The organism is Campylobacter felis (assembly GCF_030250085.1).
In the GTDB taxonomy this organism is placed as follows: Bacteria; Campylobacterota; Campylobacteria; order Campylobacterales; family Campylobacteraceae; genus Campylobacter_D; species Campylobacter_D upsaliensis.
In genome coordinates, this window is the sequence record NZ_JANURX010000011.1 from 19,786 (window position 1) to 37,266 (window position 17,481).

The 17,481-nt window shown below is 35.9% G+C and carries 16 protein-coding genes and 2 pseudogenes; 7 read left to right on the forward strand and 11 right to left on the reverse strand.

The window, feature by feature from the left end:
* Positions 1 to 5: 5 nt before the first annotated feature.
* Both NYG92_RS06685 and ppk2 read right to left on the reverse strand, forming a co-directional pair.
* Complete coding sequence (locus NYG92_RS06685; RefSeq protein WP_289233905.1) at positions 6 to 1,187, reverse strand: M20 metallopeptidase family protein; 1,182 nt, start codon at positions 1,185 to 1,187, stop codon at positions 6 to 8.
* Positions 1,177 to 2,049 carry a polyphosphate kinase 2 gene (gene ppk2, locus NYG92_RS06690; RefSeq protein WP_289233906.1) on the reverse strand — a complete coding sequence of 291 codons (873 nt, stop codon included), beginning with the start codon at positions 2,047 to 2,049 and terminating at the stop codon, positions 1,177 to 1,179. The genes NYG92_RS06685 and ppk2 overlap by 11 nt, the downstream gene beginning before the upstream one ends.
* Positions 2,050 to 2,133: 84 nt before the next feature.
* Here ppk2 and dsbD point away from each other — a divergent pair, with 84 nt between their 5' ends.
* From dsbD to NYG92_RS06705, 3 genes and pseudogenes are all read left to right on the forward strand, one after another.
* Positions 2,134 to 3,792 carry a protein-disulfide reductase DsbD gene (dsbD, locus tag NYG92_RS06695; RefSeq protein ID WP_289233907.1) on the forward strand — a complete coding sequence of 553 codons (1,659 nt, stop codon included), beginning with the start codon at positions 2,134 to 2,136 and terminating at the stop codon, positions 3,790 to 3,792.
* Positions 3,792 to 4,460 (forward strand): MOSC domain-containing protein, encoded by a 669-nt coding sequence (locus NYG92_RS06700; protein ID WP_289233908.1) that lies wholly within the window; start codon positions 3,792 to 3,794, stop codon positions 4,458 to 4,460. The genes dsbD and NYG92_RS06700 overlap by 1 nt, the downstream gene beginning before the upstream one ends.
* A gap of 10 nt (positions 4,461 to 4,470) precedes the next feature.
* Positions 4,471 to 5,795 (forward strand): annotated as a pseudogene (locus NYG92_RS06705) (sodium-dependent transporter).
* Here NYG92_RS06705 and NYG92_RS06710 read toward each other — a convergent pair.
* The 5 genes from NYG92_RS06710 to NYG92_RS06730 all read right to left on the reverse strand — a co-directional run bounded on the left by NYG92_RS06710 (position 5,758) and on the right by NYG92_RS06730 (position 10,894).
* Positions 5,758 to 6,657 carry a 1-aminocyclopropane-1-carboxylate deaminase/D-cysteine desulfhydrase gene (locus NYG92_RS06710; protein WP_289233932.1) on the reverse strand — a complete coding sequence of 300 codons (900 nt, stop codon included), beginning with the start codon at positions 6,655 to 6,657 and terminating at the stop codon, positions 5,758 to 5,760. The pseudogene NYG92_RS06705 and the gene NYG92_RS06710 overlap by 38 nt on opposite strands.
* Positions 6,638 to 7,579, reverse strand: a complete 942-nt coding sequence (locus NYG92_RS06715; RefSeq protein WP_289233933.1) for an OmpA family protein — start codon at positions 7,577 to 7,579, stop codon at positions 6,638 to 6,640. The genes NYG92_RS06710 and NYG92_RS06715 overlap by 20 nt, the downstream gene beginning before the upstream one ends.
* Positions 7,569 to 8,936, reverse strand: coding sequence for a MotA/TolQ/ExbB proton channel family protein (locus NYG92_RS06720; RefSeq protein WP_270966343.1), 1,368 nt, complete (start codon positions 8,934 to 8,936; stop codon positions 7,569 to 7,571). The genes NYG92_RS06715 and NYG92_RS06720 overlap by 11 nt, the downstream gene beginning before the upstream one ends.
* Positions 8,937 to 9,008: 72 nt before the next feature.
* Entirely contained in the window at positions 9,009 to 10,073 is a 1,065-nt protein-coding gene (fbaA, locus tag NYG92_RS06725; protein WP_004276789.1) for a class II fructose-bisphosphate aldolase, read from the reverse strand.
* Complete coding sequence (locus NYG92_RS06730) at positions 10,073 to 10,894, reverse strand: peptidylprolyl isomerase (RefSeq protein ID WP_270966342.1); 822 nt, start codon at positions 10,892 to 10,894, stop codon at positions 10,073 to 10,075. The genes fbaA and NYG92_RS06730 overlap by 1 nt, the downstream gene beginning before the upstream one ends.
* A 76-nt stretch (positions 10,895 to 10,970) precedes the next feature.
* Between NYG92_RS06730 and nth the strand changes: the two genes are divergently transcribed.
* From nth to NYG92_RS06750, 4 genes are read left to right on the forward strand one after another with little or no spacing between them, the layout of a single operon-like run.
* Positions 10,971 to 11,606, forward strand: coding sequence for an endonuclease III (gene nth, locus NYG92_RS06735; protein WP_270966341.1), 636 nt, complete (start codon positions 10,971 to 10,973; stop codon positions 11,604 to 11,606).
* Positions 11,603 to 12,247 carry a DNA/RNA non-specific endonuclease gene (locus NYG92_RS06740; protein ID WP_270966340.1) on the forward strand — a complete coding sequence of 215 codons (645 nt, stop codon included), beginning with the start codon at positions 11,603 to 11,605 and terminating at the stop codon, positions 12,245 to 12,247. Before nth ends, NYG92_RS06740 begins: the two co-directional genes overlap by 4 nt.
* Positions 12,247 to 12,864, forward strand: a complete 618-nt coding sequence (locus NYG92_RS06745; protein ID WP_270976633.1) for a trimeric intracellular cation channel family protein — start codon at positions 12,247 to 12,249, stop codon at positions 12,862 to 12,864. Before NYG92_RS06740 ends, NYG92_RS06745 begins: the two co-directional genes overlap by 1 nt.
* Entirely contained in the window at positions 12,861 to 13,058 is a 198-nt protein-coding gene (locus NYG92_RS06750) for an EexN family lipoprotein (RefSeq protein WP_289233909.1), read from the forward strand. The genes NYG92_RS06745 and NYG92_RS06750 overlap by 4 nt, the downstream gene beginning before the upstream one ends.
* A 1-nt stretch (position 13,059) precedes the next feature.
* Here NYG92_RS06750 and NYG92_RS06755 read toward each other — a convergent pair whose 3' ends face one another.
* The 4 genes and pseudogenes from NYG92_RS06755 to htpG form a co-directional block, all read right to left on the reverse strand.
* Positions 13,060 to 14,868 (reverse strand): Na/Pi cotransporter family protein, encoded by a 1,809-nt coding sequence (locus tag NYG92_RS06755; protein WP_432264559.1) that lies wholly within the window; start codon positions 14,866 to 14,868, stop codon positions 13,060 to 13,062.
* Between the two features lie 9 nt (positions 14,869 to 14,877).
* Positions 14,878 to 15,314 (reverse strand): annotated as a pseudogene (locus tag NYG92_RS06760) (hypothetical protein).
* Positions 15,311 to 15,637 (reverse strand): rhodanese-like domain-containing protein, encoded by a 327-nt coding sequence (locus NYG92_RS06765; protein ID WP_289233910.1) that lies wholly within the window; start codon positions 15,635 to 15,637, stop codon positions 15,311 to 15,313. The pseudogene NYG92_RS06760 and the gene NYG92_RS06765 overlap by 4 nt, the downstream one beginning before the upstream one ends.
* Complete coding sequence (htpG, locus tag NYG92_RS06770) at positions 15,634 to 17,475, reverse strand: molecular chaperone HtpG (RefSeq protein WP_289233911.1); 1,842 nt, start codon at positions 17,473 to 17,475, stop codon at positions 15,634 to 15,636. The genes NYG92_RS06765 and htpG overlap by 4 nt, the downstream gene beginning before the upstream one ends.
* Positions 17,476 to 17,481 lie beyond the last annotated feature (6 nt).

Genomic DNA, 17,481 nt, shown 5'->3' on the forward strand with positions numbered 1-17,481 from the left:
ATTATTTAAGCTTGATTTAAAAATTCCAAAGCCATCAAGGCGTCCCCTTGCATCAGGACCTTTAAATTTTCATCATCCCAGCAAAAGGTGCTGCTATGATGTCTGGTAGGATTTTTCAAGTCCTTAGAAATTCCCACAAAAATGTAAGCCCCCTTCCTCGCCTGCGTGAGGTAGGCAAAGTCCTCCGCCCCCATCGTAGGCTTGGCGTCGCTTATCACATTGTCCTCGCCCAAAACCTTCGCAAAGGCCCTCCTTGCAAGCAGAGCCATTTTCGCGTCATTGATGAGGGGCGGGTATTGTTTTTTGTAATCAAGCCTATAATCTCCGCCAAATTCCAAAGCCACAGCCTTGGCAGTTTTTTCAATCGTATCGCACAGAAGATCCTGAGTTTTCTCGTTTAAAAAGCGCACCGTTCCGCTTAAAAACGCCTTTTCTGGGATGACGTTAAAGGCCGTCCCTGCGTGGAGTGAGCCCACGGTTATCACCCCCGCATCCACAGGACTAAGTCGCCTTGAGACGCCACATTGCACATCACTGATGAATTTCGCCGCCATCACAATGGGATCTATCGTAGTGTGAGGATGCGCGCCGTGTCCGCCCCTGCCGATGAATTCAAGGTCAAATACATCCACCCCTGCCATCATCTCTCCACTCATGATTTGCGCCGTATTTTCCAGACCCTCACCCCACAAATGACAGCCAAAAACCGCATCCACCTTAGGATTTTCCAAAATCCCCGCCTCGATCATCGGCTTGGCTCCCCCACTGCCCTCCTCGGCGGGCTGGAACATAAACTTAATCGTCCCTGAAAATTCCTCCCGCAGCTCGTTTAAGATCAGCAAGGCCCCCATCAGTCCCGCACTATGCCCATCGTGCCCACAGGCGTGCATCTTGCCCGCTATCCTTGAAGCGTAGCTAAGTCCCGTTTCCTCCTGCACGGGCAGGGCGTCCATATCGGCGCGAAGGAGGACGCAGGGACCCTCTTTTTTGCCCTGAATTTGAGCCAAAATTCCCGTTTTGGCGATGTTTCTTTCATACTTTATGCCATACTCGTCCAAGATGGCGCAGAGTAAATTTGCGGTGTTTTCCTCTTCAAATTCCAGCTCGGGATGCATGTGGATTTGATGTCTAAGCTCGACGATTTTTGAAAAATATTTCTGCGCTAAGGCCTCAACTCTATCTTTCATCTTCTACCTCCTGACTTATGTTTTCGTTTTCTGAATTGGCGATGTCCTTATTTTTGCCCGCACCCGCTTCCATTTTGAAAATTTCAGCCTCCCCACTCCGCACAAGCCCTTCATCAATCCTAGCAAATTTCCCATCCTTTTTGCCCGGATACTCCACTTGCGAGAGTATGAAGCGGATTAAATTTAACCTCGCTTGCTTTTTGTCATTGGAGTCGATGATGGTCCAGGGGCAGGTTTCTGTGTTGGAGGAGAGGAGCATGGAGTATTTGGCTATGGTGTATTTGTCCCACAACTCCTGCGATTTTTGATCGATGGGTGAGAGTTTGTATTGCTTGAGGGGGTTTTTCATCCGCTCTTTGAAGCGTTTTCTTTGCTGTTCTTTGGACACGGAGAGGTAAATTTTCAAAAGCATCACCCCGCTTTTAAAAAGCATGTGCTCAAAAAGTGGCACCTCTCTCAAAAACTGCTCGTGCTGCTCAGGCGTGCAAAAGCCCATCACATACTCCACGCCTGCCCTGTTATACCAAGAGCGGTCGAAGATGACGATTTCGCCAGCGGAGGGGAGGTGATTGACATAGCGCTGGAAATACCACTGCGTCTGCTCGACGACATTGGGCTTTGAGAGGGCGACCACGCGGCAGCCTCTGGGATTTAAATGCTCGGTAAGCCTCTTGATGCTTCCTCCTTTCCCCGCCCCATCGCGTCCTTCTAGGATGATGAGGACCTTAAGCCCCTGTGCTTTGACGTGGTTTTGAAATTTCAAAAGCTCGATTTGCAAACTTTCTAAATCTTTTTCGTATTTTAAGGTGCTTTTTTTGACCTTAACCTCGACATATTCCTCTTCATTATGCTCTTTTGACATTTGCTTTCCTTTAACGAGTATTTAGTCTAAATTTACCATAATAACTTAGAATTAAGCTTAAAAATCATTACTTATAAGGTAAAAATGCGATTTATTGTCCTAGCCTTGCTTTTTTTGCAATTTTCTTTTGCTAATGTTTTAAGTGCTAAAGATGCCTTTAAGCTTGATATTTTGGCAAATGAACAGGCTTTAATTTTGAAATTTAATATAGCAAAGGATCATTTTTTATACCACAATCAGCTTAAAATCAAGTTAAATGATAAGGACCTCACAGCTTTAATAAACTACCCGCAAGGCGAAATTAAGCAAGAGCAAAAGGTTTATTTTCATTTGCTTGAATTAGCACTTTCAAATTTAATGTTAGATGATTATGTTAAAAGCGATTCTAGACTAAGCATTTGGTATCAAGGCTGTTCAAATGATGGCTTTTGCTATGCTCCGCAAAAGCGTGAATTTAGAATTTTTAAAGAGGGTCAAATTTATAAAACTAGCCCTTATGAAACAATGCAAAGTGAAGAAGAGCAAATCGCCTTTTCTTTGAAAAATGAAAATTTAGCACTCATCTTGCTTAGTTTTTTTGGTTACGGACTTTTGCTTTCTCTTACGCCTTGCACCTTACCGATGATCCCTATTTTATCTTCACTCATCATAGCAAAAGGTGGCACGAAACCTTCCAAAAAACAAGGCTTTTTACTTTCTTTAATCTATGTGTTTTTCATGTCTTTAGCCTATGCTTTGGCGGGAATTTTGGCTAGTTTTTTGGGTGCTAGTATTCAAGCACTTTTACAGCAAACTTGGCTTTTAGTAGGTTTTTCTTTATTTTTTGTTTTCTTTGCTTTTGTGTGTTTTAGTGGTTTTAATTTTGAATTACCTAAAAGCTTACAGAGCTTAATCCAACACAAAACAAGCAAAACAAAAGGCGTTTTAGGCATAGCCTTAATGGGCTTTTTATCTGCCCTTATCGTAGGTCCTTGTGTGGCAGCACCTTTGGCGGGGGCTTTGCTTTATCTTGCGGATTCTGGTTCATTTTTACTTGGGGGTTTGGCTCTTTTTACGCTTAGTTTTGGTATGGGTGTGCCTTTGCTTTTTGTGGGGCTTGGATTTGGCTTTTTAAAGCCCGGCTTTTGGATGCAAAGAATTCAAATTTTCTTTGGTTTTGTAATGTTAGCTATGGCACTTTGGATACTTTCACGCATTATTCCTTCAAATTTAATTATGCTCGCTTATGGAATTTTGGGTGTATTTTTTGTCGTTTTTATGGGACTTTTTGAAAGAGCTTGTAATGGGATACAAAAAGTGAAAAAAGCCTTTTTAATCTTAATATTAGCTTATAGTTTAATGCTTTTTCTTCAGGGTATTTTTAGTATCAATTCCTCTTTAAATTTTAATCAAAAAGAAGTAGAAAGGCAAACATTAAGCTTTAAAACATTACAAAATTTAACACAAATCAAAGAAATAATCGAAAAGAAAGAAAAAGTTTTGCTTTATTTTACCGCTTCTTGGTGTGAATATTGTAAAATTTTAGATGCAAAGGTTTTTAGCGATGAAAGAATCATCGCTAAATTTGCAAATTATGAAAAAATTAAGATTGATGTGAGTGAAAATAATGCCGCACAACTTGAAATAATGAAAGAATTTAATGTCTTCGCTCCGCCTGTTCTTATCTTTTTTGATAAAGGTGAAAGGCGAGATAAAATCACAGGCTATGTTGATGTTAATGAGCTTTTAAAAAGGGACTTATAATGAGGCTAGTTAGTTTGCAAGTGGGGAAAATTAAAGATTATGAAAAATTTAAAAGTGCTTTTATCAAGGATATTTACCTCCAAGATGCCTTTATAGGCACTTTAGGCTTGAGTGAAAATGAAATTGCCGATACAAAAAATCACGGAGGCGTGTTTAAGGCTATTTTTGCGAATGCGACAAGTAATTATAAGCTTTGGGAGGAATTTTTGGGTAAAAAGCTAAGATATGGGGCGATGGGGGAGAATTTAAGCTTAAGCGGACTTGATGAAATGAGCGTTTGCGTGGGAGATATCCACCGCTTAGGAGAGGTCGTTTTACAAGTGAGTGAGCCACGCTCACCTTGCGTGAAAATTTCAAAAGTGCATCAAAAAAATGATTTTTGTGCGAAAATTTTTGAAAGTGGGCTTAGTGGGTGGTATTATAGGGTTTTAAAGGAGGGAAAATGCTCTGTCAATACCTCACTTGAAATTACACAAAAACACCCTGCAAAACTTAGCATTATGGAGTTAAACAGGCTTTTTTATGAGCCAAAAACCTTTTTAAAGCAAAATCCAAATTTGAAAGAAAAAATCGAACAAGTAAAGGACATTTTAAGCAAAGAGTGGCAAAAAAGCATTGCCCTAAGGCTTAAAAATCAATACGATATGAGCTATATGCACAATTTATAAAGGATAAGCCATGCAAAGACAAACTTGGAGTAATACCCTCACTTACATCTTAACCGTAGCTGGTGCGACCATAGGCTTTGGAGCGACTTGGCGTTTTCCTTATTTAGTAGGAGAAAATGGCGGTGGAGCCTATGTTTTAGCCTTTTGCCTTGCTATGATTTTTATAGGAATTCCTGTAATTTTGGTCGAAAATATCATCGGCAGAAAGGCGATGAAAAATAGTGTCGATGCCTTTAAGGGAAAATGGCAGAGCGTGGGCTATATGGGGCTTTTGAGAAGCTTTGGGATTATGGCTTATTATATGGTGCTTGGGGGCTTTGTTTTGGTATATATTTTTTCTTTACTCTTTGGGGATTTTAATCTTTCAAGTGCCGTGAGTAAAGAATACACGCACGAATTTTACACACAAAATATTGCCTTTAATCCTCTTGGCGTAGGGATTTTTACAACCATTTTCGTCGTGATAAATTGGGTAATTTTAAGGCGTGGGATTATCGATGGGATTGAAAAAGCTGTGAAATTTTTAATGCCTATGCTTTTGATTTGTCTTATTTTGGTTGTGGGGAGGAGAATTTGAGCTTAGATGGTGCTATGGAGGGGGTTAAATTCTATCTTTTGCCTGATTTTTCAAAACTTAGCCTTAAACTTTTCATCGATGTTTTAGGACAGGTATTTTTCGCTCTTTCTTTAGGCTTTGGCGTGATGATAACGCTTTCTTCTCACCTTAGCAAAAAAGAAAATATGATAAAAACGGCGATTTATACAGGGATTTTAAATACGCTGATTGCGGTTTTGGCGGGTTTTATGATTTTCCCAGCACTTTTTTCAGCAAATTTAGCACCCGATAAAGGTCCTTCTTTAGTCTTTGAAACCCTACCTATAGCCTTTTCTTATATTCATTTTGGGACCTTGATTTGTGCTTTATTTTTCTTTCTTTTACTCATTGCAGCACTAACGACTAGTTTGCCTATTTATCAAGTGATTATTAGCGTTTTGGAGGAGAAATTTAAACTTAAGAAAAAGCTGCCATTAATCTTACTTTAGGCGTGATTTTTATTTTGGGAAATTTGCCTTGTATTTTAACTTATGGACCTTTAAGCGATGTCGTTTTGCTAAGGGGTAAAAATATTTTTGATACCTTTGATTTTATTAGCGGTAATGTGCTTTTTGTGTTGCATTTATGTAGGCTGGGTGCTAAAAAAAGAAGTGTGCTTAAGAGAACTTTCAAATGAAGGTGAGCTAAAAAGTGCTTGGCTTAGCGTGTGGTTTTATTATGTGAAATTTGTCGTGCCTTTGATTATTTTGGTGATTTTTTATTTTGGTATGGTAAATTAAAGCCCTTAAATTCATATCTTTGTAGCATAGTTTCATTTCCTAAAAGCCCACCTTGATGGATATAAAGGGGGTTTTTAAGCCTATTTTTGTGAAACATTAGGGTGCTAAAACCTAGCATATCGTAAAGTAGGTCAAATTCTACGCCACATTCTTGCTTTAAGGCGTGATACAAGGCGTAAAATTCCGCGTAAGGCTTGGCAAAATGATATTTTTTAGGCGGCTCTAAAATGAAAAGATTAGAAAAGTCATAAAGCGGTTCTAACTTTAAAATTTGCTCTTTTAAATAAGCACTTCCTCCCACACAAGCACAGGTAAAAACCCTAAATTCGCTATGTTTGGCTAGAAAAGCAGCAGATGTGCCTGTGCCTGAGGGTAAAAAAATATCAAATTTCACGCCTTGCTCTTTGCTATGCTCTTTTAATTCTTTGGCAAGTTCTTTATAACCAAGCTCGGCATTTTGATTTGCTATGCCTTCCTCGATAAAAATATCTCCCTCTTTACAGAGGCTAAGTGCCATTTCTCTATGGCTTGGAAAGGATAAATTTTCTAAAATTTCTACCTCATTTTGCAAGGCTAGAGCGTAATTTCCATAAGGATTTTGCTTTAAAAAGCTTGAAATTTTTTCGCATACAAAGATGAGTTTATAATTTTTTGCAAAAATGCTAAGGGCGGCTAGGGCGTTACTTTGTGAGCCTCCGTAACTTACAAAGCGTTGATTTTTGGGATAATTTTGCTGAAGATAAAAGCGAAGTTTTCTCGCCTTATTACCATTAAGTTCACCTAATAAATCATCGCGTTTAAGATAAAATTCTAAGTCTTTAAAACGCCTTTTTTCAAGCACACTAGCGGAATTCAAAGAAATTTTCAAGCTCCTTTAGGGCTGTGTCATTTTTAAGACTAAATTTAATTTCAATCCTACGACTTAAGTCCTTATCCTCCACGCCATTTTTTAAAATAGGCACAGAAAAGCTCCTTCCACTTGCCATTAAAAGCTTTTGTAGTCTTTCGTCTTTGTAAAAACTATAAATAAAACTCATCACTTCATAAGCTCTTTTTTGCGATAAATCAAGATTGTAAATATAAGAACCATCGCTGTCCGTGTGTCCTTCGATGATGATATTTTCGATATTTTTGCTGATATTTTCATCATTTAAAATACCCGTCAAGTATCCACTTAAAATTTTCTTAAGGCTAGTCTTAGCTTCCTCTTTTAAAATGAAAGAATCTTTGTCAAAAAGCACTTCTGCCGGTAAAGAAATCGCCCCTGTTTTTTGGTCTATGCTGATATTTTCATCAAGCTTTTTTTGTAATTCTTTGCTTAAATTCTCCCTGATAAAGCTTAAATTTTCTACCCTTTCTTTAGCCTCTTTGAAATCCTGCTGGATAGCTTTTAGCTCGTTTTCTTTAAGTTCGATTTGATTAAGTAAAATGAGAATTTGCCTGTCTTTTTCATCAATATTATTTTTTAAATCTTTACTTAAAGTGCTAATATTATTTTCAAGTTCTGTTTTTTGAGTGTGAATAAGATTGAGTGTATTTGCGGTGGCATTTAATTCTTTGCTGAGTTGAAACACTATGCTTTCTTTATCTTTTAAAGCTTGTTTGCTAAGCTCTAAATTTGCTTCTTGGGTGTTTAAGTTTTCTTTGATTATTTTTAAATCGCTTTGTGTTAAGACATATTTAACCACGATAGCGCCGATTAAAAGTATGAAAATAAAAAGCAGTCCCGCCATTAAATCCGCATAAGCGATCCAAAAATTCCCCTCTTCTTTATTATTTTTCATCATCTTTTTTTAAGTCTTCTTTATTTTCTTCATCTTGAGTTGCTTTCAAATTCTCATTTTCTTTACCTTCTAGTTTGGCAATCACTTCTTTTGTTTCATTATCTAAGGCGTTTAATTCTTTTTTAAATTCGTCCATTAATTCGATTTTTTCATCGATATTTTTTTCTTCTTCATAAATTTCTTTAAATTTCTCCATACCCTCAAAAAGACTTGCTTTAAAGCCGTTAAAGATTTTTTCTTGATTTTCTAGCATTGCTTTTTCATAAAGTTCGAAATTTTTAGAAAAGCGTTCGATTTTATCGTCAAAACTTTCTAAGGTTTTATCTAAATGGGTGATTTTTTCTGTGCTTATGTTAAGAAGTCTATTGTATTGCTCACTCATTCTAGTGCTAACTTCTTTTAAGTTTTGATTAAGCAAACTGACTCCATTTAGCATTTCGCTATAAAGTTTTCCTAAATCTCTTTGGTCTCTTTGCATTTTAGAAAGCTCACTCATACTTTGTTTGATATGCTCACTACTAAGTCTAATCGCCTTTTCTTCGATATTTAACATATCTTGAAAAATGCCAAATTTACGCTCTATAGTGTGGTCAAGTTCGCTAAAAAAGTCATCGCTGCTTACTTGCTTAAAGATAGTCCCTATCTTATCAAAATGCTGCAAACTCTCGCTTAAATATTTTAAATCAAGCTCTTCTTTTGTCCAAAAAAAGCCCTCGGTTGAATTTTTTTGACGATTTAAGAGTCTTTGAATTTTGCTTGAGCCAATTTTTTCAAAGAAAATCCACCACAAAGCAAGAAAAATTCCATAAATCGACACATAAAAAGCCGTGCCAACTCCACTTAAAAGTAGGGCTATTTCTTGCTCTAAGGCTTGAGTGTTTGAGGAAGAAAAATTTGGCATAGAAAGAGCTATACTAATGAAAGTGCCTAAAATTCCCATCATAGGAAAGATAGTCGCACCCACTGCGGCGAAATTCTCGTTGCGCGTCCCTTTAATGTAGGCATTAGCAAAATCATCAAAATTTGCATTTGACTTTGTATCTTTTCCTATGGTTAAAAAATGTTTCATAATGTAACGCTTTAAAGCCTGTTTAAATTCATCTTTTTGCTGTTCGAAGATGTTATAGGCGTATTCCGCACTATGCCTAGCAAAAATTAAAGCACTAAGATAAATAATTCCAGTCATTACGAGAGTATGAATTTCCACTTGAAAATTGATTTGTTTGAGGTAACCAAGCACTACAAAAGCATAAAGTAAGGTAGGGATAAAAATAATTTTAAGATAAACTAAAGAGCCTCTTTTTTCCTTACTTTCAGGCAAAATTAACTCAGAAAATTCTTGTGCTTTTAACTCCATAAAAAGACCTTATCGATAAGTTTTATTTTAAAGACTTCATCTTCAAAATAAAACCAACCTTAAGGTTGGTTTTCAATTTTTATTAATGCAATTTAAATGCTCAAAAGCATCTTCAAGCCTTTTTACCATACTTTCCTCTCCAGCTCTAAGCCAAGCGCGTGGGTCGTAGTATTTCTTATTAGGCTTGTCATCGCCTTCTGGATTGCCGATTTGCCCTTGTAAAAATGTTTTATGTTTTGCTTCATAAGCCCTTACTCCGTCCCAAAAAGCCCACTGTGTATCGGTGTCGATATTCATCTTAATCACACCATAACTAATCGCCTCCCTTATGTCCTTTAGCTCACTTCCACTTCCTCCGTGAAAGACAAAATGCACAGGCTTATCGTTATTTAGTTTAAATTTTTCTTTGACAAAAAGTTGCGAATTTTTCAAAATTTCAGGCTCAAGGCTTACATTGCCGGGCTTATAAACCCCATGCACATTACCAAAACTTGCCGCGATAGAGAAATTTGGGCTAATTTTCATTAATCTTTCATAAGCTAAAGCTACATCTTCAGGTTGAGTGTAAAGCTTGGCATTATCAATGCCCGTATTATCGACCCCATCTTCTTCGCCACCTGTGCAACCAAGTTCGATTTCTAAAGAAATTCCAAGCACACTAAGCTTTTTAAGATAATCCTCACAAGTGCTGAGATTATCCTCTAAGTCTTCTTCGCTTAAATCAAGCATATGCGAGCTAAATAAGGCTTGATTATGATGTGCTTTAAAGCGTGTGTTTTCGGCGATTAAAGCATCGATCCAAGGAAGGAGCTTTCTAGCGGCGTGATCGGTATGTAAGATTACGGGCACACCATAAGCCTTAGCCATTAAATGCACATGTCTAGCTCCACTTATAGCTCCCAAAACATCGCCATTTGGGCAGTTTTTCCCTGCGAGAAATTGAGCCCCTCCGTTAGAAAATTGTATAATAACGGGAGAATTGACCCTTCTTGCTGCTTCTAAAACGGCATTTATAGAGCTACTTCCCACGACATTAACCGCAGGAATAGCAAAATTTTCACTCTTAGCATAGTCATAAACGAGATTAAGTTTATCTCCGCTTATAACTCCTGCCTCAACGATATTTAAAAGTCCCATTACTTAATTTCCACTTTAGCGTTTTTATAAAGTTCTTGTCCTTTAAGGGCTATTCTTTTTTGAAATTCTTCAAATTTAAGTCTGTTTTCAATGCCCATTTTGGCGTCTTTAAAGGCGACTTGTTCTTTCGCTCTTGAATCTTGTTTTAGGATAATGTGATAACCGAAATTCGTTTTTACCGGAGTTTTTGTGATTTCACCATTTTTAAGAGAAAAAGTTGCATCAGTGAAAGGTTTTACCATAGTCGATTCATCAAACCAACCCAAGTCGCCGCCATTAGCAGCTGAGCCTGTATCGATTGACTTTTCTCTTGCAATTTGTGCAAATTTATTTTCTAAGTCTTTAGCCTTTAGATTTTTAAGCTCATTGATGATGTTTTTAGCTTCTTGTTCGCTTGTTACTAAAATGTGTTTAGCTTTGACTCTTGCTGGTTTTACAAATTGCTCTTTGTTTTCTTCATAAGCTTCTTTAACCTTAGCAGCATCAACTTTAATATCTTGTATCATTTTATTTTGATAAACATTGAGTAAAAGCTCATCTTTTGCACGCTCAAGTCCTTTGATATACATAGGGTCTTTTTCTAAATTTTGTTTTTTTGCGTCTTTTAAAATTAAATCCTGCATAACATATTGTTGAATTAAAGCTTTTTGTTGTTCTTCAGGTAATTTTTTGAAATCTTGCCCTCTAAGCATTGGAGCGTAAAATTCATTTACTTCTGTGTCGCTGATTTTTTCACCATCTACGGTTGCTACTGTGGCAGCATTTAAGCTTAAACTTACGCTAGCGATTAAACTAGCTGCAATTAAAGAAAATTTTTTCATAATGTATCCTTTTTGAAAATTGTTGGTAAGTGATTATATATAAACTTGGTTAAAACTAATTAACTACAATAAAAAAATGAAAAGAAATTTAGTAATAAAAGAACTTTTTTTAAAAAAATTTGATAAGCCTGTTACAGAACTCAAATTTTCTACCCTTTACGAGCTTTTAGTTTGCGTAATGCTTTCAGCTCAATGCACCGACAAAAGGGTTAATCTTATCACTCCCGCACTTTTTAAGGCTTATCCTAATATAAAAAGTCTCGCAAAGGCGAATTTAGCTAGCGTGAAAGGCTATATCCAAAGCTGTTCGTTTTTTAATAATAAGGCACAAAATCTCATCAAAATGGCACAAGCTGTTTGTGAGCATTTTAATGGCGAAATTCCTTTAAATGAAAAAGATTTAAAGAGTTTAGCGGGTGTGGGGCAAAAAACTGCTCATGTGGTTTTGATAGAGTGGTGTGGAGCAAATTTTATGGCGGTGGATACGCATGTTTTTCGTGTTTCTCATCGTTTGGGCTTAAGTAAGGCAAAAACTCCAGAAGCCACAGAGGAGGATTTAACACGCATTTTTAAAGATGAATTAAATTATCTTCATCAAGCTATGGTGCTATTTGGTCGCTATACTTGCAAGGCGAAAAATCCTTTATGTCATCAATGTTTTTTGTATGATTTTTGCAAAAGTAAGGATAAAAAATTAAAGGAGAAAGTGTGAAAATTCTAATTTTACTTGCTATTTTTAGTCTTTCTCTTTTTGCAAAATATGAGCTAGATGAGGAATTTAAAGGCTATTTTAACGGCTTAAATTGCTCTATTGTGATGGATAAAATTTATTATATTAATTGCTATGATTATCATCTAAAAGGCTCAAAAGCTCTAGCTTATGAAGTTAAAGCGGAAAATTTAGTCTTAAAGCAACTTAAAAAAAGACCAAGATTTGAAGAAGATTTTGCTTTAGCGAAAAAATATAGAACTCGCTGGGAAGACTATAAAAATAGCTCTTATAGTAGAGGACATATCGCACCTAATGCGTCTTTTAGCTATTCTTTGGCTTCACAAAAGGCTGTATTTTTGATGAGTAATATTACGCCACAAAATTTTCAAATTAACAATAAAATTTGGAACGATATAGAAAAAAGAGAAAGAGAGTTAGCGCACAAATTTCAAAAAATAGCCGTCTTAAACCTTATAGTTTATGATGTAAATCCTAAACGCATTAAAAACCATATCGCCGTGCCTAGTTTTTACATTAAAATTTTTAAAGCAAAAGATTTTAAAGAGTGCTATAAAGTGCCTAATATTAATGTTTTAGATGAAAATATTAACACTTATCAAATTTCTTGTGAGAATTTTTAATGCTTTTAACAACGCTTTATATTATAGGAATTTCTGCTGAGGGTATGACAGGGGCTTTAGCCGCTGGACGGCATAAGATGGATCTTTTTGGAGTGATTTTCATCGCTTTGGTAACGGCGATTGGAGGTGGGAGTATTAGAGATGTGCTTTTGGGGCATTATCCTCTTACTTGGGTTAAGCACCCAGAATACATCATTTTAATATGCTTTTGTGCGCTTATTGCCACTAGAATTCCTCGCCTTGTTACAAGGCTTGAGAGTCTTTTTCTCACTCTTGATGCAATAGGACTTGTTGTTTTTAGCATACTTGGAGCACAAATTGCTATTAATGAAGAATATGGTCTAATCATCGCCATTTCGGCTGCTGTAATTACAGGTGTTTTTGGTGGAATTTTAAGAGATATTTTGTGTATGCGAATCCCTTTAGTTTTTCAAAAAGAAATTTATGCTGGTATTGCTATTATTTCTGGTGCGCTTTATTATGCCTTAGTGGTTTGGGTGCAATTTGATGTGTTTGTTTGCACTATTATAACGCTTATTGTGGGTGTGGGAGCGAGACTTTTAGCGATTAAATATCAATGGTCTTTGCCGATTTTTTCTTATAAGGAAGAGAAATGAAAAATTATATTTTACTATTAACTTCTTTATTTTTCGCTGCTTGTGAGCAGACTAGATCGCTCGAATTTTACGAGCAAAATCCACAAATTGCTAAAGAAAGATCTTTAGAATGTCGCGAAAAATCTATCATCAGTCAAGATTGCGTTAATGCCCATAAGGTCGGTTTTCTAAAAGATGAGAATATGAGCAAATGAGTTAATTTTCCTCTTGCTTTTTATCTTCCTCTTTCTTTTTAATTTCATCTTTAGAGAAGATGATTTCAACCGCTTCGATGATTTCTTCGGCTATTTTAGCGATAAAAGCTGTATCATTAAGGATAGAAATGCCCTCTGTTGTGGTGATTTTGCCTTGTGAGAGAAGATTTTCTATTTTTTTCAGGGTTTCATTATCAATTTCTTTTAACATTTCTTTTGCTTTTGTGAAATTTTTAATGATAAGATAAGCCTTTTCATCTTCGACTAAACGAAGTTCCTCCACACTTCTTAAAAGCTCTCCTAAATTTATTCTTATAGTGTTGTATTCATTTGCTAGATTTTCGTTTTGAGAATTGGAGTTTTTTTTGATATTAGTCTGTATGATTTTGAGATTTTTAGTCGCTTCTGTTAAGTTTTTAGCGGCGATTTTAAAGGCGAAAATGCGTTCATTTTTTGCTTCGTCTTTGATGTGAAGCTGTGCTTTTGTAGAAAATTCCATAATGGCTTCAAAAAGCACCTTAATTCTTGTTTGGTATAAATAGTCCAAATCGACATTTTGCCTAAACCATTTTTTTGTTTTGATAATTTCGCTAAAGCTTAAATTTGAGCGTATATCTCTGCGGTTAAAGCCTATAGTGTGAGCGATAATAGCATAAGTATTATTATAAAGATGCTCACTTTCTTTTCTTAAAGCTTCAATGGCTGTGTCTGGATAACGCGTAAGATTAGGGTCTAAATAAAGGGCTTTGTCTTTATTTTTATCTTTTGCAGCCTTGATGAAGCGGTCTAAAAATTTGACAATGTGTTTAATTAAAAGACCAAATAAAATAACGGCGATGAGATTAAAAAGCGTGTGAAAAACGGCAGTTTTAAGGGCAAAATTATCCTTAGCTATGCCGACAAATTGAGCGATAAAATCAACCATCATTACAAAATAAGGAAAAACAGCCAAAACAATTACCGCAATGCCAAAATTAAAAATACAATTTGCAAGGGCAAGTTTTTTCCCTTCGATATTTGTGCTAAGTGAAGCAAGTAGAGCCGTTACCACACCTCCAACGCTAGTTCCTAAAGTCGCCGCCAAAGCATTTTCGTAAGAAATTTGATGAGAAAGTAGGGCTGAGATGATGATGGCTAAAGTGGCGTGGGAGGATTGTATCACGCCTGTTAAAATAGCCCCAAGTGCCGTAAATATAAGCACTCCCTTAAAGCCCTCGACATTAAAACGCTCTAGATTGAAAATTTCCTTAACTTCTTCAAAGCCATTTTTAATATAATCTACTCCCAAAAAGAAAAAGCCTATGCCAATGAGAATTTGCCCCACTCCTTTAAAAATCGCATCATTTTGAAAAAAAAGCAAAACCCCAATGATAAGCATAGGTATAGCAAAGCTTGAAATTTTAATGCTTGTAATCCCAACGATAAGCCAAGAGCCAGCACTATTGCCTAAATTTGCACCAAACATAATGCCTATGCCTTGAAGAAGTGAGATAAGACCAGCCGAAAGAAAAGAAATGCTAATGATAGAAATAAGCGAAGAAGACTGCATAATCACAGTGCTAATCGTGCCAAAAATAATGCTTTTTGGTGTCGTATCGGTGCTTTTTGCTAGAATTTTTTCAAGCAAACCACCGCTAAAAGTTTTAAAACCTCCACTTAAATTCATCATACCTATAAGCAAAATAGCCACTCCCGCTAAAATGCTAGCAAGCTCATCATAAATTACAAGCATATAAGCTAAAATAGCGATAAAAATGATAATGGCAATTTGTTTGATATATTTGAAGTCGCGTTTATTTTCCTCTTGCAAATGCTCTCCTTAGGCTTTTAAGCTCTCAAATGCATTCATCAGTTTTTCTCTTAAAGTATCGCTTAAAATTTCTGCATTTTTAAGATAACGCAAGATTAAATTTTCAAGCTCTTTTAAAAAGTTAAAAAGCTCACTTTGCCAAATGGAGTCATTTTTCTTGCTTAAATTCATCGTTTGTATGAAAGTTAGTTCCCTGCTTAAATCTCCAAGCGATTCTAAAAATTCTTCTTTTTTCTCGTCTTCTAAAAGCTCAAATTCCCCACTTTCTACACCTTCTTTTAAGGCTCTTATCTCCTCATCAATAATATCACAAAATCGAGGATAAATATCTGCTTTTATCGGCGCTCTAAAAGCTTATTTTCATCTATATTTAATGTGAGTTTTTTCACTGCAAAATAAAGTGCTAAAAAACTTAGAGCTGCGATTAAAAGATAAAAGCCTATCATTTGATAAGCTCTTTTTCGTAGGCTAAAACGCCTCCTTCTAAATTCACGCCCCGAATTTCAAGCTCATCTAGCACCATTGAAGCAGCGATTTCGCTTCTATGTCCGCTACGACAGATAAAGGCTAGGGTTTTGCCATTTTTTTGATATTTTGCCTTAAATTCTTCTATAAAATTTTTATTTAAAAGCCCCATATCATCAAATAAAGCTACACATTTAACATCGCTTATAATTCCATCTTGCCACTCGCTTGGCGTTCTTACATCAAAAATTTGGTAAGAGCTTAAGCTCTTATTCCAAATTTTAGGAGCGATATGCTCTATCACGATAAAGCCTTAGTGATGATTTTGCTTAAACTTGCATTAAATTCGCTCGCATTTTCTATACCCATACCCTCGCTTAATTTTGCCATATTAAGAGTTAAAATGGCGATATCTGGGACAAAGCTTTCATTTTCTTTTAGTTTTGCAAAAATGCTATGCTTAGGATTTAGCTCTAAAATGGGCTTGACATTTTGCTCTTGACCCATCTGTTTTAAAAGTTGTTGCATGGCAAAATCGGGCTTATTTTTATCATACACTATACAGCTTGGGCTATCTTTAAGTCTTGAAGTAAGTCTCACATCTTCAACTTCATCTTTTAAAAGTTCTTTAAATTTTGCAAGAAAAGGGGCGAAATTTTGCTTTTCTTCTTCGCTTAGTTCGTTTTTATCCTCGACTTGATTGATCGCTGTGAATTTCAAGCCCTCAAATTCTCCTAACATAGGCATAATAATGCTATCAATCTCATCATCAAGTAGCAAAACTTCAATATTTCTAGCCTTATAATCCTCAAGCAAAGGCGAATTTCTTAGCAAACTTTCGCTACTTCCTATAATGTAAAAAATCTCTTTTTGCTCATCTGCTAGGTCGTTTTTATACTCTTCTAAGCTTCTTAAATCCGTCCCTTTAGAGCTTTTAAAATACATTAATTTTAGCAAACTTTCCTTCTCTGTGCTAAAGCCATAAAGCCCCTCTTTTAAAACTCTGCCAAAATTTCTAAAAAAGCTTAAATATTTTTCTTTATCTTTTTCTTTAAGCTTTTGAAGTTCGCCTAGAATTTTTTTAACACTTGCTTCTTTAACGCCCTTTAAAATGACATTTTCTTGTAAAATTTCACGGCTGACATTTAAAGGTAAATCCTCCACATCGATAATCCCTCTTACAAAACGCAAATAAGTCGGCAAAAGCTCCTTATCATCATCGCTGATAAACACACGCTTCACATAAAGCTTCAAGCCACTTTGATAATCGACTCTATAAAGGTCAAAGGGTGCATTTTGTGGGATAAAAAATAAAGAATTATACTCAAGCTTACCCTCGCTTTTTGTATGGATATAAAGTAAAGGCTTATTTGTATCGTGAAAATTTTGTTCGTAAAAATTTTCATAATCATCTGCCTTAAGGCTTGATTTTGACATCGTCCAAAGAGCGTTTGCCTTATTAATTTGTGAGATTTTAAGCTCCTTTTTAGGCTCTTTATTTTCTTTTTGCTCTTCCTCGCTTAGAGGGACAAACTCCTCTTTTTCCATAAAGATAGGAAATTGTATGTGATTAGAATATTTCTCTACTATGCTCTCTATCTTAAATTCGTTTAAAAATTCTTCATCTTTAAGATGTAGGGTTATGCTTGTGCCTTGCGTGTCTTTTTGTGCTTTTTCTATCTCATAGCCATTTGCATCAGAGCTCCATAAATATGCCTTATTTTCTAAAGCTTTTTTGCTTAAAACTTCGATTTTATCCGCCACCATAAAGGCTGAGTAAAAGCCCACGCCAAACTGCCCTATGAGTTGCGAGTCCTTTTTCGCGTCTCCGCTTAAATTCTCCAAAAAGCTTTTTGTGCCACTTTTTGCTATGGTGCCAAGGTGGTTGATTAAATCGTCTTTATTCATACCTATACCATTATCGCTTATGGTAAGGGTTTTTTTGTCTTTATCAAGTTTAAGTTCGATTTTAGGTTCGAATTTTAAGCCCTTATAGGCATCATCACTCACGCTTAAAAAATTAAGCTTATCTAAGGCATCACTAGCATTAGAAATAAGTTCGCGTAAAAAAATCTCCTTATTAGAATATAAAGAGTGTATCATAAGTTGTAGAAGTTGATTAACTTCAGTTTGAAATTGCATTTTTTA

Coding starts and splice junctions, on each gene's coding strand:
- NYG92_RS06685 (WP_289233905.1), bottom strand. CDS start 1,187: ATGAAAGATAGAGTTGAGGCCTTAGCGCAGAAATATTTTTCAAAAATC.
- ppk2 (WP_289233906.1), bottom strand. CDS start 2,049: ATGTCAAAAGAGCATAATGAAGAGGAATATGTCGAGGTTAAGGTCAAA.
- dsbD (WP_289233907.1), top strand. CDS start 2,134: ATGCGATTTATTGTCCTAGCCTTGCTTTTTTTGCAATTTTCTTTTGCT.
- NYG92_RS06700 (WP_289233908.1), top strand. CDS start 3,792: ATGAGGCTAGTTAGTTTGCAAGTGGGGAAAATTAAAGATTATGAAAAA.
- NYG92_RS06715 (WP_289233933.1), bottom strand. CDS start 7,579: ATGAAAAATAATAAAGAAGAGGGGAATTTTTGGATCGCTTATGCGGAT.
- NYG92_RS06720 (WP_270966343.1), bottom strand. CDS start 8,936: ATGGAGTTAAAAGCACAAGAATTTTCTGAGTTAATTTTGCCTGAAAGT.
- fbaA (WP_004276789.1), bottom strand. CDS start 10,073: ATGGGACTTTTAAATATCGTTGAGGCAGGAGTTATAAGCGGAGATAAA.
- NYG92_RS06730 (WP_270966342.1), bottom strand. CDS start 10,894: ATGAAAAAATTTTCTTTAATTGCAGCTAGTTTAATCGCTAGCGTAAGT.
- nth (WP_270966341.1), top strand. CDS start 10,971: ATGAAAAGAAATTTAGTAATAAAAGAACTTTTTTTAAAAAAATTTGAT.
- NYG92_RS06745 (WP_270976633.1), top strand. CDS start 12,247: ATGCTTTTAACAACGCTTTATATTATAGGAATTTCTGCTGAGGGTATG.
- NYG92_RS06750 (WP_289233909.1), top strand. CDS start 12,861: ATGAAAAATTATATTTTACTATTAACTTCTTTATTTTTCGCTGCTTGT.
- htpG (WP_289233911.1), bottom strand. CDS start 17,475: ATGCAATTTCAAACTGAAGTTAATCAACTTCTACAACTTATGATACAC.